Source organism: Fructobacillus cardui (genome assembly GCF_963580785.1).
Classification (GTDB): Bacteria; Bacillota; Bacilli; order Lactobacillales; family Lactobacillaceae; genus Fructobacillus; species Fructobacillus cardui.
On the sequence record NZ_CAUZLS010000005.1, the window covers coordinates 60,985 to 86,131 of the forward strand.

At 45.4% G+C, this 25,147-nt stretch carries 25 protein-coding genes; 19 read left to right on the top strand and 6 right to left on the bottom strand.

Annotated elements, in window-relative coordinates:
• Nucleotides 1–100: 100 nt before the first annotated feature.
• Nucleotides 101–958 carry a ribose-5-phosphate isomerase RpiA gene (gene rpiA / locus AABI20_RS05510; RefSeq protein WP_288846807.1) on the bottom strand — a complete coding sequence of 286 codons (858 nt, stop codon included), beginning with the start codon at nt 956–958 and terminating at the stop codon, nt 101–103.
• 68 nt (nt 959–1,026) lie between these two features.
• Between rpiA and AABI20_RS05515 the strand changes: the two genes are divergently transcribed.
• From AABI20_RS05515 to lepB, 4 genes are all read left to right on the top strand, one after another.
• Nucleotides 1,027–1,542, top strand: a complete 516-nt coding sequence (locus AABI20_RS05515; protein WP_047974933.1) for a hypothetical protein — start codon at nt 1,027–1,029, stop codon at nt 1,540–1,542.
• A gap of 114 nt (nt 1,543–1,656) precedes the next feature.
• Nucleotides 1,657–2,592 (top strand): ribokinase, encoded by a 936-nt coding sequence (locus AABI20_RS05520; RefSeq protein ID WP_047974932.1) that lies wholly within the window; start codon nt 1,657–1,659, stop codon nt 2,590–2,592.
• A gap of 35 nt (nt 2,593–2,627) precedes the next feature.
• Entirely contained in the window at nt 2,628–2,942 is a 315-nt protein-coding gene (locus AABI20_RS05525; protein ID WP_288846808.1) for a hypothetical protein, read from the top strand.
• Between the two features lie 48 nt (nt 2,943–2,990).
• Nucleotides 2,991–3,620, top strand: coding sequence for a signal peptidase I (gene lepB / locus AABI20_RS05530; RefSeq protein ID WP_047974930.1), 630 nt, complete (start codon nt 2,991–2,993; stop codon nt 3,618–3,620).
• Between the two features lie 253 nt (nt 3,621–3,873).
• On the opposite strand, the gene AABI20_RS05535 is transcribed toward lepB, so the two are convergent.
• Complete coding sequence (locus AABI20_RS05535) at nt 3,874–5,532, bottom strand: alpha-keto acid decarboxylase family protein (RefSeq protein WP_338347047.1); 1,659 nt, start codon at nt 5,530–5,532, stop codon at nt 3,874–3,876.
• A 106-nt stretch (nt 5,533–5,638) separates the two neighbouring features.
• Between AABI20_RS05535 and AABI20_RS05540 the strand changes: the two genes are divergently transcribed.
• Nucleotides 5,639–6,049: a MarR family winged helix-turn-helix transcriptional regulator gene (locus AABI20_RS05540; RefSeq protein WP_288846813.1), complete on the top strand. Its 411-nt coding sequence runs from the start codon at nt 5,639–5,641 to the stop codon at nt 6,047–6,049.
• A gap of 347 nt (nt 6,050–6,396) precedes the next feature.
• Here the strand turns inward: AABI20_RS05540 and AABI20_RS05545 are convergent, their stop codons facing one another.
• Together AABI20_RS05545 and AABI20_RS05550 are read right to left on the bottom strand one after the other, a co-directional pair.
• Nucleotides 6,397–6,906 carry a hypothetical protein gene (locus AABI20_RS05545; RefSeq protein ID WP_152666232.1) on the bottom strand — a complete coding sequence of 170 codons (510 nt, stop codon included), beginning with the start codon at nt 6,904–6,906 and terminating at the stop codon, nt 6,397–6,399.
• 320 nt (nt 6,907–7,226) lie between these two features.
• Nucleotides 7,227–7,775 (bottom strand): YbhB/YbcL family Raf kinase inhibitor-like protein, encoded by a 549-nt coding sequence (locus AABI20_RS05550; protein ID WP_168778611.1) that lies wholly within the window; start codon nt 7,773–7,775, stop codon nt 7,227–7,229.
• 98 nt (nt 7,776–7,873) lie between these two features.
• Between AABI20_RS05550 and AABI20_RS05555 the strand changes: the two genes are divergently transcribed.
• From AABI20_RS05555 to AABI20_RS05565, 3 genes are all read left to right on the top strand, one after another.
• A complete protein-coding gene (locus AABI20_RS05555) occupies nt 7,874–8,368 on the top strand; it encodes a DUF1440 domain-containing protein (protein ID WP_338346079.1) in 495 nt (164 codons plus the stop codon).
• Nucleotides 8,369–8,560: 192 nt separating this feature from the next.
• Nucleotides 8,561–8,863 (top strand): helix-turn-helix transcriptional regulator, encoded by a 303-nt coding sequence (locus AABI20_RS05560; RefSeq protein ID WP_338347050.1) that lies wholly within the window; start codon nt 8,561–8,563, stop codon nt 8,861–8,863.
• 16 nt (nt 8,864–8,879) lie between these two features.
• Nucleotides 8,880–10,091, top strand: a complete 1,212-nt coding sequence (locus AABI20_RS05565) for a GNAT family N-acetyltransferase (RefSeq protein ID WP_338347053.1) — start codon at nt 8,880–8,882, stop codon at nt 10,089–10,091.
• A gap of 96 nt (nt 10,092–10,187) precedes the next feature.
• Here the strand turns inward: AABI20_RS05565 and zwf are convergent, their stop codons facing one another.
• Nucleotides 10,188–11,648, bottom strand: a complete 1,461-nt coding sequence (gene zwf, locus AABI20_RS05570; protein ID WP_248661633.1) for a glucose-6-phosphate dehydrogenase — start codon at nt 11,646–11,648, stop codon at nt 10,188–10,190.
• A gap of 233 nt (nt 11,649–11,881) precedes the next feature.
• On the opposite strand from zwf, the gene AABI20_RS05575 reads away from it, so the two are divergent.
• From AABI20_RS05575 to dnaB, 8 genes are all read left to right on the top strand, one after another.
• The gene (locus AABI20_RS05575) at nt 11,882–13,108 is read left to right on the top strand and encodes an MFS transporter (protein ID WP_047974921.1); all 1,227 of its coding nucleotides are present in this window, start codon (nt 11,882–11,884) and stop codon (nt 13,106–13,108) included.
• Between the two features lie 6 nt (nt 13,109–13,114).
• Nucleotides 13,115–14,488 (top strand): Na+/H+ antiporter NhaC family protein, encoded by a 1,374-nt coding sequence (locus AABI20_RS05580; protein ID WP_338347058.1) that lies wholly within the window; start codon nt 13,115–13,117, stop codon nt 14,486–14,488.
• A 195-nt stretch (nt 14,489–14,683) separates the two neighbouring features.
• On the top strand, nt 14,684–14,980 hold the full coding sequence (gene rpsF, locus AABI20_RS05585; RefSeq protein WP_047974919.1) for a 30S ribosomal protein S6: 297 nt from the start codon (nt 14,684–14,686) through the stop codon (nt 14,978–14,980).
• 31 nt (nt 14,981–15,011) lie between these two features.
• A complete protein-coding gene (gene ssb / locus AABI20_RS05590; RefSeq protein WP_047974918.1) occupies nt 15,012–15,536 on the top strand; it encodes a single-stranded DNA-binding protein in 525 nt (174 codons plus the stop codon).
• Between the two features lie 30 nt (nt 15,537–15,566).
• The gene (gene rpsR / locus AABI20_RS05595) at nt 15,567–15,830 is read left to right on the top strand and encodes a 30S ribosomal protein S18 (RefSeq protein ID WP_047974917.1); all 264 of its coding nucleotides are present in this window, start codon (nt 15,567–15,569) and stop codon (nt 15,828–15,830) included.
• Between the two features lie 219 nt (nt 15,831–16,049).
• A complete protein-coding gene (locus AABI20_RS05600; protein ID WP_047974916.1) occupies nt 16,050–18,083 on the top strand; it encodes a DHH family phosphoesterase in 2,034 nt (677 codons plus the stop codon).
• Nucleotides 18,084–18,166: 83 nt separating this feature from the next.
• The gene (rplI, locus tag AABI20_RS05605) at nt 18,167–18,619 is read left to right on the top strand and encodes a 50S ribosomal protein L9 (RefSeq protein ID WP_338347061.1); all 453 of its coding nucleotides are present in this window, start codon (nt 18,167–18,169) and stop codon (nt 18,617–18,619) included.
• 1 nt (nt 18,620) lies between these two features.
• The gene (gene dnaB, locus AABI20_RS05610; protein WP_338347064.1) at nt 18,621–20,105 is read left to right on the top strand and encodes a replicative DNA helicase; all 1,485 of its coding nucleotides are present in this window, start codon (nt 18,621–18,623) and stop codon (nt 20,103–20,105) included.
• 73 nt (nt 20,106–20,178) lie between these two features.
• On the opposite strand, the gene AABI20_RS05615 is transcribed toward dnaB, so the two are convergent.
• The gene (locus AABI20_RS05615; protein WP_047974914.1) at nt 20,179–20,685 is read right to left on the bottom strand and encodes an aminoacyl-tRNA deacylase; all 507 of its coding nucleotides are present in this window, start codon (nt 20,683–20,685) and stop codon (nt 20,179–20,181) included.
• Nucleotides 20,686–20,777: 92 nt separating this feature from the next.
• On the opposite strand from AABI20_RS05615, the gene AABI20_RS05620 reads away from it, so the two are divergent.
• The 3 genes from AABI20_RS05620 (at nt 20,778) to AABI20_RS05630 (ending at nt 25,110) form a co-directional block, all read left to right on the top strand.
• Entirely contained in the window at nt 20,778–21,506 is a 729-nt protein-coding gene (locus AABI20_RS05620; RefSeq protein ID WP_047974913.1) for a GntR family transcriptional regulator, read from the top strand.
• Nucleotides 21,507–21,724: 218 nt separating this feature from the next.
• Nucleotides 21,725–24,178, top strand: coding sequence for a phosphoketolase family protein (locus tag AABI20_RS05625; protein ID WP_288846821.1), 2,454 nt, complete (start codon nt 21,725–21,727; stop codon nt 24,176–24,178).
• Nucleotides 24,179–24,291: 113 nt separating this feature from the next.
• On the top strand, nt 24,292–25,110 hold the full coding sequence (locus AABI20_RS05630) for a Cof-type HAD-IIB family hydrolase (protein WP_047974911.1): 819 nt from the start codon (nt 24,292–24,294) through the stop codon (nt 25,108–25,110).
• Nucleotides 25,111–25,147 lie beyond the last annotated feature (37 nt).

A 25,147-nucleotide genomic window follows, 5' to 3' on the forward strand; every position in this document is an offset into this window, starting at 1 on the left:
ATCAGCAATTCAAGGCGATTTGATGCGGTCTTCAAAGCTGATTTTACCTTCAAAAAGAGACAAAAAAGTCCGGCAAATTTGCCGGACTTTCTGTTTGAAATTATGAGTGGGTTAATTGATCTTTGTAGATTGCTTGGCCGGTGTTACCAACCAACAAGACATCACAAATATCGATAAAAAGACCGTGTTCCACGACACCGGTCAAGGCCTTAAGGTCCTGGGCCAACTGGGGCAAATCCTCTTGACCAGTGATATCAACGTCAATGATGTAATTACCAGAATCAGTCGTCAGGTAATTGCCATCCTCTTGCTGCCGATAAACGGGCTTTAAATCACGAGTTTTAAGGTAGTTAAACACATGGTGGACACCAAACTTCACCACTTCCACAGGAAGGCGGTAAGACCCCAAGCGTAGGTGCTGCTTGGAAGAGTCCACAACCCAGATATTTTTGGTTGAGTTCGTGGCCACAATCTTCTCGAAAAGAAGAGCGGCACCACCACCCTTAATCCCGTTCAAGTTGCCATCGACTTCGTCAGCCCCATCAACGGTCACATCGATGCGGTCGACGGCATCGATATCAACAACTTTTAAACCGAAACCAAGGGCGAGTTGAGAAGTTTGGACGGATGTGGCTACGCAGGTAATGTCCATTTGTTCTTCATGGGCTTTTTTGGCCAATAAATCAATAAAGATTGAGGCCGTTGATCCCGAACCCAGGCCAACAATCGCCTGGTTGGGAATCAACTCGACGGCCATTTGGGCCGCTTTTACTTTGTCATCATTCACGTTTGATCCTCCAACAACCGGCAAGGAATAGTCATTACTTTTATTATAGCAGAAATGGCCCTTAAACCAATTGTTACTTTCACGCATTTTGCCCTTTTCGCCTGAAAAATCAGCTGGGCGGTCGACCTTGTTTGCTCCCGTGAGCAGCCATGGCCTTGCTAAGGCGACCATGTTAGTATGGTAGAAGAATCTAGATAAAGGTTAGCCAAACTGATTTTGGCTAATTTGAGGAGAATTCAGTGAGTAAAAAAGCAAAAATGATTTACCTAATCTTAGCCATCCTAGCGGTGGTTGAGATTATCGCTTTGGCGGTCTTGCCCCATGTCTTTGGGAACAGCCAGGAGAAGCAGCCGAGCGTCAAACTCAGTCAAAGCCAGGCAAAAACGGCGGGAACGAAGGCGGACGACTTGATGAAAAATCTTTACCAGTGGTCCAACGATGAGGAATACGCCAATAACAAGCAAAATATTATTAAAAATGATGTGACCAATGCCAAAGTGATTAATAAGGTAATGCCGGATGATGACAGTCAGAGCCAGATTAATTCAACCAAGCTTCAGTCAACTTATGAGGGATCGCAGGCCTTTCAGAAGGGGAACAAGGCTGGCGATATGACAATTGAGGTTAAAAGTACCGTGATGAAGTCTGGTGAAAGCACGAAGAGTACGATTGTCGATGCTTATCAGGCGCACTATGATCCAAAATCAGAACGGTTTACGAAGCTGATTTATCAAGGACAACAAAAGACGACTTAATGGGTGTACCCTTTTATTGGGAAAAGTCTGCAATGCAGGCAGAAAAACGGGCTCTTTTCTTGTAAAATAGTAGAAGGAAAGTGAAGTAACTGACGGCTGCGAAAGGATTTCGTCATGGTCAAGAAGACAACAATTATCGGTTCAACTAATTTGGATAAGGTCACCCGGGTGCCCCGGCTAGCCAATAGCGGGGAAACGCTCTCAACGCCTCAGCACCAAGAAGAAGTCATGGGAGGCAAGGGCCTCAACCAAGCGGTGGCGGTGGCCCGCGCTGGTGGTCAAGCCAACTTTATTACCAAGGTTGGTGCTGGCTTTGATTTAGCTGGACGAGTCCAAGAGGATGGGTTGAACCTTGACTATGTTTTAGAATCCCAGGATGCCGAAACAGGCCAGGCCTATATTACGGTGTCTAAGGCCACTGGTGATAATATTATTTATGTTTATGAGGGGGCCAACGGTCAGCTCTTAGCCAAGGATGTTTGGGACCAACGGGCCGCCTTTGAGGATGCAGCCTTTTGCTTGGCCCAGTTGGAAATTCCATTGGAAACAGTGCTGTCAGCCTTTAAGGATGCGCACGCAGCCGGGGCTGTGACGGTTTTGAACCCGGCACCAGTGCCCGACCAAGAAAATTTCCCCAAGGAATTGTTGGCGGAAAGTGATTTGGTGATTCCAAACGAACATGAGGCGGAGTTGTTAACCAACATTCCGGTTACGGACCGCGAGTCTTTGATTCAAAATGCAGACTTCTTCTTCAAGGCGGGCGTTAAGCACGTGTTGATTACTCTTGGCGATAAGGGGGCCTTTTACAAATCAGCCGACGGCAAGGAAGTGATGGTCAACGCGATTAAGACGACCGCTATCGATACCACGGCAGCCGGTGACACCTTTATTGGATCCCTCTTGTCACGCCTGGTGCCATCCTTTGCCAATATCGAAGGGGCTATCAAGTACGGCGTGGCGGCGGCGTCTTTGACGGTGGCCCAACCTGGTGCATTGCCATCCATTCCATTTGAGGATGCGATTTTGGCCCAACTACCAAAGACTAAGTAACAAAACGACGGAAGTAAGGAAGGAGGATCTTAGCGTTGAAAATTGCTGAAATGAACCTAACCAGGAAGGATTACTGGGTCTCGGTCCAAGAAGAGGTTGATTCTGGGGCTGAAGCCACTCAACCACCCGTGTTGGACTACCGGGTCCTGGCCTTTTCCTTTGAGAACAACCTGATTATTGACTGGCAGAAGGCCTTTCCTGGCCCTAATCCGACGGATATCGTTCCTGATTTGTACATGGATTCGGACTTAAAAGACCTGCATTTGGCGCACGGTATCTATCATTTCGATACAAAAGGGCGAACAAGTGATAAAATCTATCATATAACGATTAATACGGTGCGCTCCTGATTTTTAGTTCAGGACTACATAATAGTAAAATCAATTAAGGAAATGAATATGAAAAAATTTTTGAGCTTTCTTTGGAATTGGATTGCTCCAATTGCTTTTGGTATTGCAGTTTACTTGGTCATAACCACTTTTTTGGTGAACGTCGTCACCATCAATGGTGATTCGATGGCGCCAAACTTGTTAGATGAGCAAAAGGTTTTGGTGACTAAGACCCATGAGGCCAAGCGCGGGGATGTTATTGTGTTTGATGCCCGGAAGGAAGATCCGCGAATCCAGGCTGGCAACAAGGACTATGTTAAGCGTGTGATTGGTATCCCAGGTGATACGGTCGAATACCGCAATGGCGACCTGTACGTTAACAATAAAAAGGTTAACGAGTCCTTTATTTCGTCAGATGAACAACAGACTGGAACGGAAGCTAGTTTCGGTTCGACTTGGTCGCTTGGCACGCTTTCTTCAACAGGAATGTGGAAGAAATCAGACCAAGGCAAGACGGTTGTGCCTAAGGACGCCTACTTCGTTTTGGGTGATCACCGTGCTGTTTCAAACGATAGTCGTTACTTTGGTTTTGTTTCCAAGGAGCACGTTGTCGGTCGGGTGATTGTGCCATTCTGGTATAGTAACACTGTTAAGAAGAACGTTGAAAAAGAACGTAATCACTTCTTTGCTACTAATTAAAAAATAATCAGCCGTTTGGCAGGATGAGACGAACAACGCCGAAATTGGAACCAATAAATTTCGGGGCTGCGAATCAGGAAAACCTGCTGGACGGCTTTTTTGTGCCCGCATTGCTGCTTAAGTGCTGGCGACTGGCTCCAATTTGGGATGCCCGTATCTCTAACACTCAAAAAGCACCCCCTTTGCCGAGGCAAAGGGGGGCTGATTTTATATAAGCTGTAAGCAGAAAAGGAAATGGTGAGGAGAATAAATATTAATGGTTTTGGGCTTCGAAGCGGATACCAGTTTCAATCAACTGAGCAGGTGCATCCTTCATACCCATGTTGGCTTGAACGATGACCATCTTGTCAGTTTCTTGGTCGGCCTTCTTCATGGCAGCGATCAATTCTGCTTCAGTTGAAACTTCGATGAAGTCGTATTGGTCGTCGCTGGCACCAAAAGCAGGAGCAATCAAGTCATAACGGTACTTTGGTACATCGTTATAAGGTTCGTCCATACCGTGGATAACACGCTCAACCGTGTAGCCGGTATTTTCAATGATGAACAAAACAGGGTTCAAGCGTTCCTTCAAAGCCAAACCAAAGTCTTGGATAGTCAATTGTAGTGAACCTTCACCGGTAGTCAAAACGGCACGGCGGTCAGGGTTGGCCAATTGAGCACCAATTGCGGCTGGGAAGGCGTAGCCAATTGAGCCCCACAATGGTTGACCGAAGAACTTAGCACCGCTGGCCAAGTTTTGGCTTGCCAAACCGAAAAAAGAGGTTCCTTGTTCAGCAATCAAAGTCTTGTTGCCAGTGATGAAGTCTTGCAAGGCCCGGTCATAGAAGGATTGAGTCAAAGGTTGGTCGCTAGCTTGCAAGGCAGCGGGTTCTGCTGGCTTTTGTACGGCAGGCAAGGACAAGTTCAAATCAGTTGTGGCCAAGCCTTGGATAGTGGCAACAAAGTCAAAGTCTGCTGGCAAAGATTGACCAAAGATTGTGCCACGGCGTGTGGAGAGCGTGATCGTTTGGCTCTCATCGAATTCCTGCGTGAAGCCACCAGTAACAGAGTCGGTCAACTTAGCACCCAAGACAAAGACAACATCTGCATCGGCAACGAAATGGTTAATCGATTCGTTAGAAATTGTTCCGTTATAAGTACCAACGAAGTTGGTAAAGCTTTCATCAACGGCTGCCTTACCAAGGCCAAGATCAACAATGGGGATGTTGTTATTTAATGAGAAGTCTTGAACAGCTTGGCCCAAGTTAAAGCGATCGATTTCGTGTCCAACAACAATCACAGGGTGACTAGCCTTGGCTGTGGCCTGCTTGATTGCTGCGATTGAAGCAGGAGCTTCTTGCTTTGTGGTGGTGAACAAAGCGCTAATACCTTCCTTTACGGCAGGGTTAACGGGAGCGTTGACCAAGTCACTTGGCAAAACAAGGTAAGCAGGTTTCTTTTCATTAGCAATGTAAGTCAACGTTTCGTTGATTTGGTCAATGGCATTGTCTTCATCCAAGACGGTTGTCTTGATACCCAATGTTTCGTGAGCCTTGATGAAGCGGTCGAAGTTGCTGTCACCAAAGGTGTGATGAACTAATTTACCAGCGCGTTGTACACCGTTTGTTGGAGCACCAACAATTTCCAAAACAGGAACGTGTTCAGCAATGCTTCCGGACAAACCGTTGATGGCGCTTAATTCACCAACACCGAAGGTTGTCACAAAGGTCGCAAATCCCTTTTCACGAGCATAGCCGTCAGCCATGTAAGAGGCATTCAATTCGTTGGCATTGCCGACCCATTTCATATCGTTACGATGGGTGATATGGTCCAGGAATTGGAGGTTGTAATCACCGGGGACACCGAGAATCTCGTCGCCACCCATGGTTTTGATTACATCCAAGAGATAATCTGATATAGTATATTCAGTCATAAAAGTTCTTCCTTTCTTTTAGGTCAATTAAGTTTACCTATAACAAGAACTATAGACCCTATTTTTAATTATGTCAACCTAATTGACCTAAAAAGGAGGGTTTCCTTTGGAAATCGATCAAAAATTACCAACAATCTTCTTTGCTTATCAGGAATTTGCTTCACTGGTTGACCTTGCGCAATACGATTTAACCAAGAACCAACACCGGATGCTCTTTATTATTTCTTCATTAGAGGACGTCAGTATCAAGAAAATTTTGGTCCTCATTGGCATCTCCAAGCAAGCTGCCAACGTTGCCATCCGCGATTTAATGGATAAAGGCCTGGTGACGGAACACCGGTCGACGGTGGATAAGCGCGTCAAATATTTGCAGTTAACCCCAGCAGGGCTTGCCCTTAATGATCAAATTAACCTAGAGCAAAAGCGCCTTTTGGACCGCTATTTTGATGAGGCAAACGGCGATTGGGAAAAAGCAATGACGAAGCTGGCGCAAAAGTACCTGGACAGGGTGGAATAAAATAAAGTAAAGTGGAGTACGTATTGAAAACTAAATTGAAACAATATGTATCGATTTTTTTGATCATTGTCTCTTATAAGTTTTTAATAGTCGGTTTGATTGATTTTATTCATTCACATCAGTATAATTGGACCAATTATTTGTTCGATACGTCCGGCTTGTTATTGTTCTTTATTTTAATCGATATTGTTTATAGAGCGATTATTAGTATCTTTTAGAAAGCCTTAGAAAATAAAAGATTTTTAGTCAGTGGAAAAGTTATCCATTTTAATACAAGAAGTACAAATCAAGCAAAAAAGGCCAGTCACCGATAGCATATCGGCGACTGGCCTTTTAGGTCTAGATTTTTACTTGCTCTGGTTGTTCTTGTCTTTTTTGCTACGAGACCACCAGTGCTTTTTTTGCTCGTCTTCCATTTCAATTCGTTGGACACGAGAGGTAACCTTGTCTAACTGTGACAGGGTTGCCATTTGAATATGTTGTTGTTGGTCAACGGTTGTTTGCGTTTTTTCCAGGTTCTGTTCAGCCTTTTCCAAGGTCGACTTTAAGGTATCGATGTGCTGTTTGCGATCATCGAGTTGTCGGTCCTTATAGCCAAGCTGAGACTCCAACATTTCCAGACGCATTTTTAAGATTTCGATTTCAGCTTCGCTATCGATGCTTAAATCAGCAAGAGCAGACTTTTTGGCGGGCTTTAACGCCGTTAATTCTTCTTCGGTATACGTGCCGTTTAAATCAATCCCGCGCATCTTAGCTCGTTGAAAGAGCGTTTCACGCTCGATGCCCAAGAACAGTGTTAGTTCGGCAGTCGAGGAGAAAGTATAGTAATCTTTCATATTTTCGCGTTTAATTTTCAACAGACAATCCTCCGTTTGTATCTTAAATACCAGGATATAGAACTTGTTTCCGGGTTGTCAAAAAACGCAGTAGTTGATTGACAGCTTTATGAGAAAAAGTTTTACCGAGTACTCCTGAAAAAATCAGGATTTGCAAGTGTCATCCAAGGGTTAAGTATACCAAAGAAAAAAATGACCAGGACAAGCTTAAGCATTTCTTAGACAAAAAATGTGAAACTTAAACTTTTAAAAAGTGTTTTTACGGTGATGCTCGTTAAGCTGTGGCCAAGATATCAACAAGCGTCGTTTTCGGTCAGTCGTTGGCTTATTGGTGAAAACTACTAGGCTTTGGCCAAGATATCAACGCTTGTATCAGCCAAAATGATGGCTGGATTGTCTTGCTTTAAGTGATGAAGTTCGTTTAAGAAAAATCCGGCTTTCACGGGTAATTTCTCTTTGCAAGCAATCACCATCAGGGTGTAACGGTGGTCATGGTCTGGTGGTACGGGACCGATATAAGTCTGTTTGAGTTTGGAATCTTTTTCTTGAATATAGCGAGAATAAGAGGAATTTTCCCCCTGGACGAAGCCGTCATTGACAACGTCTGTTTCATGATTAGCAGCGAGTTGGGCTAAGTTCGCTGGTATTGAGACCGTGTCTTGAGTCACCGGGTAGTTGGCAGCTAGCCAATGAATCCAGGGAAAACCCATCACGGGAATTGAATCAAAATCAATGAAAGCCCAGGACAGGTACTTGGTGCCAGCGGGGAGGTCTGTCACCTCAAAGGGAAATGATTGAATGGGGTAGCGACCTGATTTTTCGCTATCGTTGGCAAACTTGCTATAAGCGTCTGGCAAGTAGCCATCTTCTGTTGTCACTTGAATCTGCATAAATGTGACTCCTATCGTCTTTTTCTGCATTATAACACTGCTTTTTCTAAGGGCAAAGTGTTATGATTAAAAAGAATTATTTGAGGAGAAACAGTTCTATGTTCAACACCATTTTTAATGCAGCTTGGGTTGGTGCCCTGGCCGGTTTGTTTGGCGGCATGGTCCGATTCGGTTGGACGAAAACCCTGCCTCCTCGCAGCCAAATGGCCACCCAAAATGGGCCGATTGAGATTTTCTTACAGGAACTCGGTTTGACTAAAAAAGAGGCACAAAAAAGCTTGATCGTTGCTGGTAATCAGAGGATCCCGGTCATTTCCTTAAGTGTTTATTATGTTTATTCGATGTTGGTGGCCATCTTCTTTGTTTTGGCTGCTAACTTTGATGGTCGGTTGACCTATGGGCTGGGCACGATGTTTGGCTTCGTTCTTTGGATCGTGGTTGATATTCTTTTTCTACCAGCTTTTAAGACGATTCCGTTTTTCTGGCATCGTTCTGTTTACGAATTAGCGGTCGAAATGGTTGGTTATTTAATCTTTGGTTGGGCCGTTTACTTGGTGGCTCTTGGATTACCCATTTCTGGTATTTACCTATAAAAATTAATCTTATTAAAAAGTGCTCCGAATTGCTGAAAAATCAGTATTCGGGGCCTTTTAATTAGCAAAGAACCGGCGTTTTCTTGGCGCGATAATCTATGGTGCAAATTCGGTCGTTTTTCGTTACAATAGAGGCAAGAATTTAGTATAGGAATTTTTTGATTACGCTCTTCATTCATTGGAGGACGTAATATGGTCACAAATTTCAACTGGGGACCGTCTGGTGATCTGAAAAAGGTTTTAAGAGACCTTTCTTTTCGCTATTGGCTCCAAAAGAAGGTTGCGCACGAACTCAAAGTTGGACGCAAGGAAGCCCATTTGACACAGGTTCAGGTGGCGGATGCGTTGAACATTTGTCAAAGTACGGTTTCTAAGTATGAGGCGGGGAAGGTCAGTCCTGATTTGACCCTCTTATTGTCTTTTTGCTACCTCTACGGTTGGACATTTGAAGAGTTTTTGCTCCGATTAAATATTCGAACGAAGGGGCGTTTTTGAATAGAAGGGATATCTAGTGGCGATTGATTTAACGGGGATTCGAAACTTTGCAAGAGAAACATTGAAGGGCGACACTTCTGGGCATGATTTTTTGCACGCCAAGCAAGTGGCCCGGTTGGCAGTCTCGCTTTATGAGGAAGATCATGGTCAGATCAGTAAACAGGACCAGGTAATCCTGGAGGCAGCGGCCTTGCTTCACGACACCATCGACGATAAGGTGGTGGCTGACGTTGCCGCTCAGCAAATTTTAGTTGACGATTTGCTTCGTCAGTCGGGGATTGCACCGATTGGCCAGGCGCTGGTGGCCGAAACAATTACCCATCTTTCCTATTCCGCTAACTTGAAAAAACATTATGATCTTCCCTTATTAGGGCAGTATGTCCAAGATGCTGACCGCTTGGAAGCGTTGGGCGCAATTGGGATTGCTCGGACATTTGCTTATGGTGGACAAAGGGGCCATCCACTGTACGACCCAGCGATTAAACCAGTGCAACTGCAAACGAAGGACCAATACCGTCACCACCAAACTACTTCTGTTAACCATTTTTATGAAAAGTTATTGAAATTAGCGGATCAATTGAATACGCCGGCCGGACAAGAAGAAGGTCAGCGGCGGTCTGCCTTTATGGAAAACTTTTTGGCTGAATTCCAACGCGAAACAGAAGCATTATCGGACCCAGCCTTTCGGGTGCAGCAAGGGGGAAATGGGCCTATGGCAAAGATGAAAGAAGTGACGGCGGCTGATATTGCCGCTTTGCAGGACATTAGCCGTCGGACGTTTGCGGAGACTTTTGCTGATGATAATTCAGCGGCTGATTTAAACGAATACTTGGATACCGCTTATGCTACCGATAAACTATTGGCCGAAGTGGAGAATCCAAACAGTCAGTTCTATTTTGTCTTTCATGATGATGAACTGGCAGGCTATCTAAAGGTCAATTGGGGCTCAGCCCAATCAGAAGAGGAGGGCGACGGTTCACTTGAAGTCGAACGGATTTATCTCTTGGCTGCCTTTCAACGTCTTGGCTTGGGCCGGCAGTTGCTGAACCAGGCCTTTGACCAGGCGAATGTTCTTGGCAAGAGTCGGGTGTGGTTGGGCGTTTGGGAACACAATCAAAACGCACTCGCTTTTTACCAAAAAATTGGCTTTACGCCCTTTTCCGACCATGTGTTCCAGCTGGGAACGGATGCCCAGCGTGACATTTTAATGGAAAAAGTTTTGAGTTAGCAAAAAGCACTGGCCGTTAGGTCAGTGCTTTTTTGTGAACAAATTTTTGTGAAAGAAAAAAAGCCCACTGAAGTGGACCTTCTTAATTTGAAAAGCTTATTCGCCACGGAAAACCCAGGCATCGCCGTTCTTGGCCAAAAGGTCATCAGCGGCTTGTGGACCCATGGTGTCAGATTCATAGATTTCAAGCGGTGCCTTGTCGGCAGCGTAGACATCTGAGATGGCGTCGGTAAACTTCCAGGCAGTGGCAACACCGTGCCAGTCAGCAAAGTTTGATCCGTTGCCGTCCATGGCATCGTGGAGCATCCGTTCGTAAGGTGCTGGCGTAACAGCCTTTTGTTCGGCTGTTGGTGCCCAGTTCAACTTAATCATTTGAGTGTTGAAGTTATCAGAAACTTCCTTGGCGTTCAATGACCAAGTAATTTGTTCGTCTGGTGAAACCACGATTGAAAGCACAGTTTCTTGTGGTTCTTGAGCAGAGCCAAATGAGAAGGCGCCAGCCTTGAAGACAACGTCAATGCGAGTTGTCTTCTTAGTCATACGCTTTCCTGAACGGACGTAGAATGGCACACCTTCCCAACGAGGGGTGTTGAAGTGCAATTCACCAGCGATATAAGTGTTTGTCTTTGAATCTGCTGGAACGTCTGGTTCTTGGTTGTAGGCGATATGACCAGCAGTCTTGCCGGCACCATATTGTCCGCGAACGAAGTAGCGGTTGACCCCGGCTTCGTCATAAATTTCAAGGGCAGAGAAGGCGGCGTTCTTGGCGTCACGGATGGCAACGTCGGAGAAGTCCTTTGGTTCTTCCATGGCCAACCAACCGATAATTTGCATTGTGTGGTTTTGGATCATGTCCAAAAGGGCACCGGCAGTATCGTAGTAACCAGCGCGTTCTTCAACGCCCAATGTTTCGGCCAAAGTAACTTGAACGTTCTTGATGTAGTCCTTGTTCCAAGCATTGTTAATCAGGGGGTTACCAAAGCGCAATGGCGCAATGTTCAAGACCATTTCCTTGCCTAAGAAGTGGTCGATGCGGTAAACCTGGTCTTCATTGAAGGCTTCTGTTAATTCGTTTTGGAGTTGCTCGGCTGTCGCATAAGAAGTACCGAAAGGCTTTTCAATCATAATGCGGTTGTAGCCCTTGTCGGCCAAAAGACCTTCAGACTTCAAGAACTTTGCAATTGTTCCGAAGAAACGAGGGGCAACAGACATGTAGAAGATGCGGTTGCCGACAACACCAAACTTTTTAGAGGCGTTTTCGATTTCCTTCTTGAGACCAACGTAGCCAGCAGCGTCGGTTACGTCAGATGCACGGTAAGAAAAGTGGGCGATAAAATCAGCAACCTGCTTTTCGTCTTGACCAGCTGAGATTGATTCCTTGACCATGTCTTGGAATTCAGCGTCTGTCAAGTCCTGACGAGCGGTCCCAACCACGGCGAAGTGTTCTGCCAAGTAGCCCTTTTTATATAAGTTAAAGACTGATGGGTAAAGCAAGCGCTTGGCTAAATCACCAGTTGCGCCGAAGAAAGTTACTAAAGTATTAAGTTCTGCAACCATAAGAGTCCCCTTTATCTATTTTGCGTTCGCTATTATTATAACGGAAATGAGCAAAAAAATCACAAAAAGGTCAGAATTGAAAAAACTCTCACCCTTAGAGCCAAAAAGAAGTAAGCACTTACATATTTTTTCTAAATAAAAAAGTAAGCACTTACATTTTTGAGGGAAAAAAGGCAAATAGGCGGGTATGAAAGGACATTCATGTTATACTAATGTAATAATAAGGAGGGATTATGCAAGTCATTCAAAGCAAAAAATTATCAGAACGCTGGCTCTTAACAGCCAATTTATTCGCCAATACTGGTAATGCCATGATTTGGCCCGTCACAACCCTCCACATGACCGTTTCTTTGGGACAAGATTTGACGATGGCGGGTGTTGTCATTTTGTTTTCTTCCCTGATGAATATTTTAGGAGCCTACATTGCTGGTAAGCTATTTGACCGTTGGCGACCGTATCCAACATTGATTGGGGCCAGCTTAATTGCCTTCTTCTCCTTGGTGACCTTGTTCTTCTATAATGGCTGGCCGGTCTTTGCCTTTTTGATGATGACAGCTTCCTTTGGGATTGGTTCGGTTAACACGTTGCTTAATGCTTATGCAACGACTGTCACCGGCAAGAACACACGAATTATTTTTAATAATATGTACATCGTCCTCAATGTTGGGGTGGTAATTGGGACCTTAGCCGTTGGTTATCTTTTTGACTACGGTTTCCAGTGGTTAATGCTTTTGGCAGCGACGCTTTTTCTTATTTTGACAGGGATTGCGGTCAGCATTTTTAATGTCAATACGGACATTGCGCCAGTCATGGATGATGATCAGGCTGAAGAAATCAGTCACGAAGATCATGCAGAACCAATCTTAACGCGTAATCAGCAAGCGGTTAAGGAACCCGCCAAGTTTGAGATGTCACCGTTACTCTGGTTTTTGGCAGCCTTCCTCTTTGTTATTTATCTTTCTTATATGTTGTGGGAGACCGTTATGGCCCCGCATCTGCGCTCGATTGGGATTTCAACACGTCATTATGCAGACCTCTGGGTCTTAAATGGCTTGACAATTATCCTTTTTCAAAAGATAATTTCAACTTGGGCAAACAAGCATCCGTATCGCCTCTCAGTAATTATGGGTGGCTTTGTCTTTGCCTCATCATTTATTTTAATGCTGTTCGTGAACCAATTCTGGCAAATCGTTTTGGTCTTTGAGCTACTGACTTTGGGTGAAATGCTAGCTTCACCACAGGTGCCAGCCTGGGTTGCCCAGTTAACGCCGAAGGAAGTTTCCGGTCAGGCACAAGGCTTTGTCAGCATTATGATTTCACTTGGACGAATGGTTGGGCCTCTTTATGGAGGTATTATGTTGGACCATGGTTGGTTTAACCCGCTGTTCTTCTCCGTATTTATCGCCATGATTGTGGCAAATGTGGGTCTGTTGATTGTGGCCCGAAAAAAGAAGGAATAGTTTTTTATGCAACGTGAAGTAAACCGTAAATTGGCAGTTGGCCTTCTGGCCGGTGTCATTTTTATTTTGGCTGGGGGCATTATTGGCCTTGGTCTTGCGCCAATTGCACCCTTGTTGGTCGCCATTGCTTGGATTATCTTGGTGATGCGTCTCGCGGGTGTCACTTTTCAGGACGCGCAGGCGGCCTTGATTAAGGGAATTGAGGCCGGGATTGCGCCTTTGTTCTTGTTCTTGCTGATTGGCTCAATGATTGCCCTTTGGTTGGGGACGGGTGTGATTCCAACCATGATTTGGTTGGGCTTTAAGCTGATTAACCCAGCTTGGTTCTTGCCAACGGCGCTGTTAACCTCTGCGTTGGTTGGAACGATGATTGGTTCTGCCTTTACGACGATGTCAACGGTCGGGGTGGCCTTGATGGGTGTTGGAATAACCCTTGGCTTTAACCCAGCCTTGGTAGCGGGGATGATTATTTCCGGTGCTATCTTCGGGGATAAGAGCTCACCATTGGCAGACTCGACTAACTTGGCGGCCGCCGTTTCTGGTACTGATCTCTTTGCTCACTTGAAAAATTTGATGTGGACAACCTTGCCGGCCATGGTAGTTACGCTGATTTTAGCCTTTGTCTTTGGCTTTTCGGCCCACCATACAGGTGGGGTTAGCGTCAAGACGGCAGCGGTCACGCAGTTGATTCAGCCAACCTGGTGGGCGATCGTGCCAATTGCCTTGATTCTAATTTCGGCCTTGGCTAAGATTCCGGCCATTCCATCATTGTTGATTAATGTGGTAGTCAACACGGCTTATTACTTGTTGTCCGGACACTCTTTGAAGGCCTGGGCGAACTTGGTGGTTAACGGTTACAAGACGTCATCAACGAATGCGACGCTGGTCGCCTTGTTGGACCGTGGCGGGATGACGGCAATGATGGAAACCATCATGTTGATCATGTTGGCTTTGGCCTTGGGTGGTCTCTTATCAAACCTTGGTATTTTACGAGCAGTGATGAACCCAATTGTTTCGTACCTGAAGAGTCAGAAGTCCATCGTCTTTGCAACCTTGTTGACGGGGATTGCTACGAACTTCTTAGTGGGTGAACAGTATCTTTCAGTGATGTTGCCTGGACAAATTTTTAAGGAAGACTATAAGCGCTTTGGTTTGTCACCATTAGCGTTGTCGCGGGCTATGGAAGATTCGGGAGCGATTGCTAACTACCTGGTCCCATGGGGTGTTGCCGGGGCCTTTGCAAGCCAGACGCTTCACGTGCCAGTCTTGTCCTTCGTGCCCTTTACCTTCTTAGCCTTGTTCTCACCTGTCTTTTCATTGCTTTCGGCTTTGACCGGAATCGGATTGCGTCAGGCTTCCCAAGACGAAGTAGCCAAATAAGTTATTTACTCGATATAAAAATCAGGAGTCGGTCAGAAATGGCCGACTCCTTTCGTCTAATTAGCTAACGGTGGAAAACGATGTTGTGCTTGCAAAAAGGCACCTGATTTAGTATAGTAAATGGATGTGAGTGCAAAGAATGCACGCACTCCTTGCAGCCGTTTGGCTGCCAGAGACCAAAAGGAGGAAAAATACATGGCTACAGCATACGAATTAACATACATTATTCGCCCTGACATGGAAGCAGATGCAAAAAAGGCGCTCGTTGAACGCTTTGACAAGATCTTGGCTGACAACGGTGCGGAAATTATCAAGTCAGCTGACTGGTCTAACCGTCGTTTCGCTTACGAAATCGCTGGTTACCGTGAAGGTACTTACCATGTCGTCAACTTCAACGCTGCATCAGACGAAGCAGTAACTGAATTTGACCGTTTGGCTAAGATCTCATCTGACATCTTGCGTCAAATGATCGTCAAGCGCGACGCTGAATAAGACACAATTCCACCGGGAAAGGACCTAAAAGATGATTAATCGAGTTGTTTTAATTGGACGGTTAACCCGTGACGTGGAATTGCGCTATACCCAATCTGGTGTAGCGGTTGGCTCCTTTTCGCTTGCCGTGAATCGGAACTTTACCAATGCCAATGGAGACCGTGAAGCTGATTTTATCAACGCCGTTATCTGGCGAAAATCAGCTGAAAACTTTGCCAACTTTACTGGTAAAGGGGCTTTGGTGGCAATCGAAGGTCGGTTGCAAACGCGTAATTATGAAAATAATGCCGGGCAACGTGTTTATGTAACAGAAGTTGTCGTTGATAACTTCTCACTACTTGAATCAAAGGCTGAAAGTGAACGCCGTCGGGCCCAAAATGGGTCTGGTCAAGGCCAAGACTTCTCTGGCAATAGCCAGGACTTTGGTAACGCTGATCCATTTGCATCCGCAAATCAAAATAACAACCAACAAAGTGGTAACCAGCAGGGGGCAAATCCCTTTGCGGCCAACAATAATTCAGAAATTGATATTTCTGATGATGACCTACCATTTTAACTTTACATCTCATTTGAAAGGAGACAGATTATGCCTGAACAAAACGCACGTCCACAACGTCGTCGCCCACAAGGTGGACCACGCCGTCGTCGTAAGGTTGACTTTATTGCAGCCAACCACATCGAATACGTGGATTACAAGGATACAGAATTGTTGGAACGTTTCATCTCAGAACGCGGTAAGATTTTGCCACGTCGTGTGACTGGAACTTCAGCAAAGAACCAACGCAAGGTTACGGCCGCTATCAAGCGTGCTCGTATCATGGCCTTGTTGCCATTCGTCACTGAAGACTAATGTGCAAGGAAAACCAAGACAATTGTCTTGGTTTTTTTGTTCTAAAAGTCAGCCCTTTGATGGTCGTATGCTCAAAAAGGATTATCACTTTTGCGGTATATGCCAGAGTCGGTCTGACTTTTTTCTTTTGGTTAGCTGGTTAGCTTACTTTTCAACAGTCTTTTGTTCGTATGGTAAAATGTTAGGTAAGTATGTAAGCAAAGAATAGTTGAGGCCTTCATGAAAACATTTTCGAAGCTGCGGGTGTTGTCCCGCTTTCAACAAAATAAAACCTTTATGACAGGAACGATTGGCATGTTTATTGTGGCCTTTGTTTCTTTGATTTTGGCACTTTTGACTAGTTGGATCTTAGGGTTAGTTTGGTTTGTGCTCTTGGTGGCTTTTTTTGCTACCATGCTCAAAGGATTAATCCAGGCAGGTCAATCAAATGAGTCCTACTTAGAGGAGTTGACCTACCGCGTTAAATTAGGCCAACAAGAGGCCATTTTAGAAATGCCGATGGGGATTATTCTTTTGGGTAAAGGGGACCGGATTGTCTGGGTGAATCCCTACCTCCAAAACTTATTGGCTGACCAAGATTTAATTGGTGAAAGCCTGTCGGAGGCAGATGGGGATCTAGCCTTTGCTGTGAAAAATTATGCCGATGATAAGGTTAACCGTTTCTCCTGGCTTGACCGATCCTTTGACATGGCTTATCAGGAACAGTTGGGCGTTATTTACCTCTTAGATGTGAGCCAAAATGAAGCCTTAAACCGCGACTTAGCTGATCACAGGCTGGTCACCGGATTGGTTTCGGTTGATAACTATGAAGAAGTGACAGAAGGAATGCCTGATTCTGAGACGTCGAAGTTGCGGACTTATGTGACTGGACAGTTGACGGATTGGGCTAAAAAGTACCATTTGTACGTCCGCCGTTTGTCACCAGTAACTTACCTCTTGATGGGTTACCAACGTGACTTGGCTAAGGCCGAAGACGAGAAATTCTCGGTGGTTAAGACTGTCCGTGAAGCAACGGCCCAGCAGAATTCCCCCCTGACGCTTTCGATGGGAATCGCCTATGGGGAACAAGACATCAATTCTTTGGTTCAATTAGCGCAAACAAACTTGGACTTGGCATTGGGTCGTGGTGGTGATCAAGTGGTTGTGAAGGCAGAAGACATGCCAGCCCGCTTCTATGGTGGAACAACGAATCCGATGGAAAAGCGGACGCGTGTCCGGGCCCGGGTGATTTCACAAACCATTGCCGAATTGATGGATCAGTCCGACCAAGTCTTTGTGGTCGGCCATCAGAGGCCAGATATGGATGCCGTTGGTTCGGCAATGGGTCTATGGCGCTTTAGCCAAACACGGGGCAAGAAGGCCTTTGTGGTTGTTAATGAGGACGAAATTTTTTCAGATATCCAATCGCTCTTGGCGACCGTCCGAGCAGATCAGATGGGCGAGGGGGAGCCTGGTGTTGACCTCGGTGCTTCGATTATTAGCGAAAAAGAGGCGCTTGATTTAGCAACGGAGAAGTCATTGCTGATTTTGGTTGACCATGCCAAGGAGGCCTTGGATGGCGCACCTGATTTGTTGAAGGACTTGAAGGATCGGGTTGTGGTTATTGATCACCACCGTTTGGCTGAAAATGGCCTGCCGGATAAGCCAATGCTGACTTATATCGAACCATATGCTTCATCAACGTCAGAGTTGGTAACGGAATTGTTGCAGTACCAGAACCAAAAGGGTGCACCAATTACCGGACTCGAAGCCACTGCCATGCTTGGCGGGATTCAAGTTGATACGAAAAACTTTGTTTTGCGGACGGGATCAAGAACCTTTGATGCGGCTTCGTATTTGCGGGCCAATGGCGCCGATAATGAGTTACTCCAGTCCTTCTTAAAGGAAAAGTTCTCGGACTTTAAGGCCCGAGCAGAATTGATTCACTTAGCTGAGATTAACAATCATTCAGCGATTGCGGTTGGCGATAACGATACCGTCTACCAAAGCGTGATTGCGGCCCAGGCAGCCGATGAACTGCTTCAGGTTGAGGGCGTCAAGGCTTCCTTTGTGCTCACAAAGCGTGATGACGGTCGGGTTGGGATTTCAGCCCGGTCAAACGGCGATTTCAACGTGCAAACAATTATGGAAGACCTTGGTGGTGGCGGCCATTTGTCCAATGCGGCCACGCAAATGTCTGACGTGACGACAGACGAGGCTGCTGACCAGCTTTTGCAAGCAATTGCCAGTCAAGAAGCGGAAGAAGCTGAATAAAACTTTTGACAATGTTGTCATAAAATCAGTAAGATAAAACAAAGTATTTGGCTCGTGATGAACAAGCCCAAAAGGAGGCAAAGATGAAAGTTGTATTTTTGGAAGATGTTAAGGGTCGTGGTAAGAAGGGCGAAGTGAAGGACGTTCCGGATGGTTACGCCAACAACTTCTTAATCAAGAATAAAAAAGCAGAACCAGCAACTGGGAAAAACCTCGGGGCAGTCAAGGGTCGGCAGAAGGCCGAAGAGAAGTTGGCGGCTGAAGAATTGGCTGAAGCCAAGCAGTTGAAGGAAAAGCTAGAAAACGAAAAGACAGTGATCGAAATCAAGGGAAAGGCCGGTACGGATGGTCGTCTCTTTGGAGCTGTTTCAACGAAGCAAATCGTGGCTGCTTTGTCTGACCAATACAAGGTCAAAATCGATAAGCGGAAGCTACTCTTAAATCAGCCAATTCACGTAATGGGCTTCACCACAGTTCCTGTTAAGTTGCACCGCGATGTGATGGCCGACCTCCGAGTGCACGTTAGCGAGGGCTAAAATGGCTGATGTTTCAGTAATGGGCAATGAATATCGACAAGCACCCAATGATGAAGCGGCAGAACGTGCCGTTTTGGGTGCTATTTTCTTTGATGTTCAATCAGAGGCAGCCGTTGTCGCGGCGGAAGCCGTCCTTGACCCAAGCGATTTTTATCGGCAAAAGCACCAAGAAATTTTTAAAGCCATGCAACTGCTGGTTGAAGAAGAACGACCTGTTGATATGTTGACCCTGCAAGACAAGTTGAATGCCATGGGCCAGTTGGAAAATGTTGGCGGGGTCAACTACTTGGTTGAAATTTCACAGGCTTCAGCATCTGCTTCAAACTTAAAATTTTATGCACAAATCGTCCATGAAAAAGCGATTTTGCGGCGATTGATTCAAACGTTAACAGAATCGATGACGTTGGCCTATGACGGGTCCGAACCATCGAGTGAATTACTCGAGGACCTCGGCCGTCAGCTCGACCGTTTGGCCCAAAGTCAGGGCGATGATGATTTGCGCCGGATTAAGGACGTTTTGAATGAATTCCAAGAAAATTTGCAGGCAGCCAGCGAAACCGATAGTAAGGTCATCGGCATCGCCTCGGGCTATGACCAATTAGATGAGTTAACACACGGTTTTCGTGAAGACCAAATGATTGTCATTGGTGCCCGTCCGGCCGTTGGAAAGACGGCTTTCGTCTTGAACATTGCCAAAAACGCAGCCAAAACTGAGAAGAAGCCTGTTGTGATTTTCTCTTTGGAAATGGGTGCTGTTGATTTGGTAACTCGATTAGTCGCTGCAGAAGGTGGCATTGATTCTAATAAATTGACCACTGGTGATATGCAAGAAGAGGATTGGGCTGCATTAACCTTAGCCGTTCAATCGTTGGCGAACATGCAGATTTATATGGATGACACGCCAGGAATTCGGATGGCGCAAATTTCGGCCAAGTTGCGTAAATTAGAGCGCGAGGTTGTGGGGCGCATGCCAGAAGAAGAACGGGATGAAAATCCCCATCCACTAGGGTTGGTGATGATTGACTACTTGGGTTTGATTGAGTCTGCCAATAGTGAAAGTCGCCAGCAGGCCGTTTCTGAAGTTTCTCGTTCGATTAAAAAGTTGGCGAAGGAATTGCATACGCCGATTATTGCCTTGGCTCAGCTTTCGCGTGGCGTTGAGCAGCGTCAAGACCAACGGCCAATTCTTTCGGATTTGCGTGAATCCGGTTCGATTGAGCAGGATGCTGATATCGTGGCCTTTTTGTACCGGGATGACTACCATCCCAACCGAGCAGGTGAGGACGATGATGAGGGTGGCAACCAAGTCGAAGAGGAAACGGTTGTCCCAATTGAAGTCCTTGTTGAAAAGAACCGTGCCGGGGCTAGAGGGAAGGCGGAGTTGATGTTTAACAAGCCAACTTTTAAATTCTCGAACATGGCCGGTACTTATCGTCAGGAGCAATCGGGCTTTGGCCCAATTCCTGATATGTCGCAAGGCTGGTAAATAATCAAATAAAAGCAAAAGGCAGCACATTCAAAATAGATGTGCTGCCTTTTGCTTGTTGTTGAAAATTGTTTTATGATTCCGTTTCGGTTAAATCGGCGAAGGGGGCGTTAATCATCGCCGCCAACTCTTTGGGATTTAACTTATCGGAGCGACCGAGTTCACCGGCCGAAACCAGGAAGTAATCAGCTGTCTCTGCTTCCTTGGCGAAGTAGATGGGAAAGCCGTGGTTCTGCCAAATACCAACGGGGTTGTTGGCACCGTGAACATAGCCGGTGGTAGCCACTAGTTCCTTGAGTGGCAACATATGGGTCTTTTTGTTCCCAGAAACCGCAGCCAATTTCTTCATATCTAGGCGTTTGGTGAGGGGAACAACCGCAATCAAAGGACCGGTTTTGTCACCTTTGACGGCCAGCGTCTTAAAGATGTCGGATTGTTGAATGCCCAATTCATTCATCTTAGTCGCAATCTCTTCTTCACTTAAGTCCAATGCGTTTAGTTCAAGTGGCTCATAGGACACGCCGTGCTTGTCGAGGACTTGTTCGGGTAATGTTTTTTTATCTTTTTTCTTCTTTGCCATGACTCTATTTTAGCACAAGAAAAAAATCAGAGAAAAAGCAGTTAGAACCAATTTTAAAAAGTGGTCGGACCAATTATGCTACAATAGATATTATGTCAGAAGCAATTTATGTAACGGTGCAAGCCGATATCAAACAAAAAATTTATCAGGGTCAGTACGAAGACCTCAAATTACCAGATGAGCGAACATTAGCGGCAGATTACCAGGTTTCACGTTCTTCCATCAAACGGGCCCTCAATGTCTTGGTCCAGCAGGGGATTATCTTTAAGAAGCGTGGGTCTGGAACTTTTGTGAACCCCTTATACCTGAAAAATCAGGCAATCTTTCAACATGAGGGATCAAACTTGGGCGTTTCGGATTCTTTTCGGATTAATGGTCAGGCACCCAGCATTGAGCTCCTGGACTTCCGGGTGATTCAGGCGACGCCAGAGCAGCAATCAGCATTATTTTTAAACGATGGGGATTTCGTTTATGAAATTAAACGCCTCCGTAAATTGGATGGCGTGCCATTCATGATTGAGTATGGTTACGTGCCGATTTCTTTATTGCCGGGGCTTAATCGGGAAACGGTGACCAAATCCATTTACGAATATGTTGAAAAACGCAAGTCCAAGACAGTGACAAGGTCATTTATGACCATCATGACCGAGCCATCCAATGCCGAAGAACAGAAGCTGTTAAAGCTCAAAGCAACTGAACCTGTGGGTATCATGGAAGGGATTTTCTTCATGGATGATGGGACACCGTTGGAATATTCTAATATGCGCTTGCACTACAAATACCTACGTTATAATGCTTTCGTCTCGCTTGGTTCGGAATAAGGAAACTGATTTAGTAAACAATTTTATGGAATGTGTTTAACAAAGCTTAATTGGACCGGCCCAATTAATAAAGAAATGCAACCAAAAACGAAAAAGTTAGGCCCAAAGGGCTTTTTTTCTTGAATGAATGGAATACTCTCGATATAATAGGACTTGTAAATATATATCCGGAGTTTGCAGAAGCGGGCTTCGTTGAAAGAAAAAGGAGTACTATTTACATGGTTGATTACAACTCAAAAGAGTACTTGGAACTTGTTGATAAGTGGTGGCGTGCAACCAACTATTTGTCAGCTGGGATGATTTTTTTGAAGTCAAACCCATTGTTCTCAGTAACTAAGACGCCTATTCAAGCTGAAGATGTTAAGGTTAAGCCAATCGGACACTGGGGAACTATCTCAGGTCAAACATTCTTGTATGCTCATGCTAACCGTTTGATCAACAAGTATGACTTGAACATGTTCTACATCGGTGGCCCTGGTCACGGTGGCCAAGTCATGGTTACGAACGCTTACCTTGATGGTGAATATACTGCTGATTACCCAGAAGTTACTCAAGACTTGAAGGGTATGTCAACTTTGTTCAAGCGCTTCTCATTCCCAGGTGGAATTGGTTCACACATGACTGCCCAAACTCCAGGTTCATTGCATGAAGGTGGAGAATTGGGTTACTCATTGTCACATGCATTCGGTGCTGTTTTGGACAACCCTGACCAAATCGCTTTTGCCGTTGTTGGTGATGGTGAAGCCGAAACTGGCCCATCAATGACTTCATGGCACTCAATCAAGTTCTTGAATGCCAAGAACGATGGTGCTGTTTTGCCAATTTTGGATTTGAACGGATTTAAGATTTCAAACCCAACTGTCTTCTCACGTATGTCAGATGAAGAAATCAAGAACTTCTTTGCAGGTCTTGGTTACTCAGCTCGTTTCATCGAAAACGATGACATCCATGACTACATGGCTTACCATGAAAAGGCTGCTGATATCTTCGATACTGCTATTGAAGACATCCAAGCTATCCAAAAGGATGCTCGTGAAAACGGTAAGTATGAAGATGGTACAATTCCTGCATGGCCAGTGATTATTGCTCGCTTGCCAAAGGGTTGGGGTGGACCTACCCACGACCAAGCTGGAATGCCAATCGAAGATTCATTCCGTGCCCACCAAGTTCCATTGCCTTTGGCACAAGGAAAGTTGGACACATTGCCACAATTCGAAGAATGGATGAACTCATACAAGCCTGAAGAATTGTTTAACGCTGATGGTTCATTGAAGGATGAATTGAAGGCCATCGCTCCTAAGGGCGACAAGCGTATGTCAGCTAACCCAATCGCTAACGGTGGTCGTAAGCGCGGTGAAGATCTTAAGGATCTTGACTTGCCAGACTGGCGCGATTACGTAAACGACATCAACGCAGACAACCGTGGAACTATCTTGCCAGATGGTAACCGCAACATGGACATGTTCACTTTGTCAAACTACCTTGAAAAGGTAATGCAAATGAACCCTAAGTCATTCCGTGTCTTTGGTCCTGATGAAACGATGTCAAACCGTTTGTGGTCATTGTTTGATACTACTAACCGTCAATGGATGGAAGAAGTTAAGAACCCTAACGACCAATACGAAGCTCCAGAAGGCCGTATCTTGGATGCTCAATTGTCAGAGCACCAAGCTGAAGGTTGGCTTGAAGGTTATACTTTGACTGGTCGTGTTGGAATCTTCGCTTCATACGAATCATTCTTGCGCGTTGTTGATTCAATGATCACTCAGCACTTCAAGTGGTTGCGTCACGCTTCAGAACAAGCATGGCGTAATGACTACCCATCATTGAACTTGATTTCTACTTCAACTGCTTTCCAGCAGGACCACAACGGTTACACTCACCAGGATCCTGGTATGTTGACTCACTTGGCCGAAAAGAAGTCAAACTTCATCCGTCAATACTTGCCAGCCGATGGTAACTCAACTTTGGCAGTGATGGAACGTGCCTTCAGCGAACACTCAAAGGTTAACCACATGGTTATCTCAAAGCAACCACGTCAACAGTGGTTCTCAGCTGCTGAAGCTGAAGTGTTGGCTACTGAAGGTTTGAAGGTTATCGATTGGGCATCTACTGCACCATCAGCTGATGTGGACATCACATTTGCTTCTGCTGGTACAGAACCAACAATCGAAACTTTGGCCGCATTGTGGTTGGTTAACCAGGAATTCCCTGAAGTTAAGTTCCGCTATGTAAACGTTGTTGAATTGCTTCGTTTGCAGAAAAAGTCAGAATCAGCTGGAAACGACGAACGTGAATTGTCAGATGACGAATTCAACAAGTTCTTCCAAGCTGATACACCAGTTATCTTCGGATTCCACGGATACGAAGACTTGGTTGAATCATTCTTCTTCGAGCGTAAGTTCCGCGGTGACGTCTTTGTTCACGGATACCGTGAAGATGGTGACATCACAACTACTTACGACATGCGTGTTTACTCACACCTTGATCGTTTCCACCAAGCTAAGGAAGCTGTTGCTGTCCTTGCAGACCGTGGTGCAGTTGATCAAGCTGCTGCCGATACATTCATCACTAAGATGGATGACATCTTGGCAAAGCACATGAAGGTGACCCGTGAAGAAGGTCGCGATATCGAAGAATTCACTAAGTGGCAATGGTCTGCTTTGAAGTAAGCTATTAACACTTGAAAGAATCGCCTCGGCGGTTCTTTTTTTATACTCATTTATCGGCAAAGCCTAACTAAACTTTGCTATAATTGACATAATCTTGAAAAGGGGCTAATTTTATGCAAGCAATTAAACTTGTTTCGATTGATATTGACGGCACGCTTTATAACGATAATCGCGAGATTACACCGGCGGTAAAAAGTGCTATCCAAAAAGCGACGGCACAGGGTGTTCATGTGGTGATTACCACTGGGCGACCAGAGACAGGCGTTAAGAAGATTTTGAATGAATTAGATCTCTTGGGCGAAGACCATTATGTGATTACCCACAATGGTGGCTTGGTCCAAACAACGGATGGTCAAAAGACTCTCCACCGAGCTGCCTTGCCATGGACCACTTTTTTGAAGGCACAGCAATTTGCAGCGGATAATAACACCTATATTCAGGTTGAGTCAGACTCTGACGCTTATACGGTGATGACGAATGTGAATGTCTTTGCTAGTCAGGAGAACTTTGTGGTCAGTCTCCCATTGACCATTAAGGACGAAGTTTCAGAGTTGAAGGAAACCTCCTTTGTCAAGGCAATTGCTATTGGTGACGAGGCCTTTATGGATAGCATTCAGGCAAAGGTACCGGCAGAGCTGAAGCAAGAGGCCAATGTGGTTCGTTCAACCCCAAATAACCTTGAATTTATGAATACGGCTGCTTCTAAGGGCCAGGCGCTGTTGGCCTTGGCCAAGGAATTGGGCATCGACCAGTCAGAAACAATGGCGATTGGTGACCAGGAAAACGATCATACGATGATTGAAGCTGCCGGAATTGGAGTCGCCATGGGAAATGCGGTGCCATCAATTAAGGCCATTGCTAACCAGGAGACGACTGATAACAACCATGATGGTGTCGCAAAAGCCATCGAGCGCTTTATTTTAGCCGATTAATTGGTAGCAATAGATTAGTGACTTAAGATTACAAGCG

What these genes read in the sequence shown, in the direction of transcription:
- AABI20_RS05555 (WP_338346079.1), top strand. Translation starts at nt 7,874, where the DNA reads ATGTTCAACACCATTTTTAATGCAGCTTGGGTTGGTGCCCTGGCCGGT.
- AABI20_RS05620 (WP_047974913.1), top strand. Translation starts at nt 20,778, where the DNA reads ATGTCAGAAGCAATTTATGTAACGGTGCAAGCCGATATCAAACAAAAA.
- rplI (WP_338347061.1), top strand. Translation starts at nt 18,167, where the DNA reads ATGAAAGTTGTATTTTTGGAAGATGTTAAGGGTCGTGGTAAGAAGGGC.
- AABI20_RS05535 (WP_338347047.1), bottom strand. Translation starts at nt 5,532, where the DNA reads ATGACTGAATATACTATATCAGATTATCTCTTGGATGTAATCAAAACC.
- AABI20_RS05625 (WP_288846821.1), top strand. Translation starts at nt 21,725, where the DNA reads ATGGTTGATTACAACTCAAAAGAGTACTTGGAACTTGTTGATAAGTGG.
- AABI20_RS05550 (WP_168778611.1), bottom strand. Translation starts at nt 7,775, where the DNA reads ATGCAGATTCAAGTGACAACAGAAGATGGCTACTTGCCAGACGCTTAT.
- lepB (WP_047974930.1), top strand. Translation starts at nt 2,991, where the DNA reads ATGAAAAAATTTTTGAGCTTTCTTTGGAATTGGATTGCTCCAATTGCT.
- zwf (WP_248661633.1), bottom strand. Translation starts at nt 11,648, where the DNA reads ATGGTTGCAGAACTTAATACTTTAGTAACTTTCTTCGGCGCAACTGGT.
- AABI20_RS05575 (WP_047974921.1), top strand. Translation starts at nt 11,882, where the DNA reads ATGCAAGTCATTCAAAGCAAAAAATTATCAGAACGCTGGCTCTTAACA.
- AABI20_RS05630 (WP_047974911.1), top strand. Translation starts at nt 24,292, where the DNA reads ATGCAAGCAATTAAACTTGTTTCGATTGATATTGACGGCACGCTTTAT.
- AABI20_RS05615 (WP_047974914.1), bottom strand. Translation starts at nt 20,685, where the DNA reads ATGGCAAAGAAGAAAAAAGATAAAAAAACATTACCCGAACAAGTCCTC.
- AABI20_RS05560 (WP_338347050.1), top strand. Translation starts at nt 8,561, where the DNA reads ATGGTCACAAATTTCAACTGGGGACCGTCTGGTGATCTGAAAAAGGTT.
- rpsR (WP_047974917.1), top strand. Translation starts at nt 15,567, where the DNA reads ATGCCTGAACAAAACGCACGTCCACAACGTCGTCGCCCACAAGGTGGA.
- ssb (WP_047974918.1), top strand. Translation starts at nt 15,012, where the DNA reads ATGATTAATCGAGTTGTTTTAATTGGACGGTTAACCCGTGACGTGGAA.
- rpsF (WP_047974919.1), top strand. Translation starts at nt 14,684, where the DNA reads ATGGCTACAGCATACGAATTAACATACATTATTCGCCCTGACATGGAA.
- AABI20_RS05520 (WP_047974932.1), top strand. Translation starts at nt 1,657, where the DNA reads ATGGTCAAGAAGACAACAATTATCGGTTCAACTAATTTGGATAAGGTC.
- AABI20_RS05580 (WP_338347058.1), top strand. Translation starts at nt 13,115, where the DNA reads ATGCAACGTGAAGTAAACCGTAAATTGGCAGTTGGCCTTCTGGCCGGT.
- dnaB (WP_338347064.1), top strand. Translation starts at nt 18,621, where the DNA reads ATGGCTGATGTTTCAGTAATGGGCAATGAATATCGACAAGCACCCAAT.
- rpiA (WP_288846807.1), bottom strand. Translation starts at nt 958, where the DNA reads ATGGTCGCCTTAGCAAGGCCATGGCTGCTCACGGGAGCAAACAAGGTC.
- AABI20_RS05600 (WP_047974916.1), top strand. Translation starts at nt 16,050, where the DNA reads ATGAAAACATTTTCGAAGCTGCGGGTGTTGTCCCGCTTTCAACAAAAT.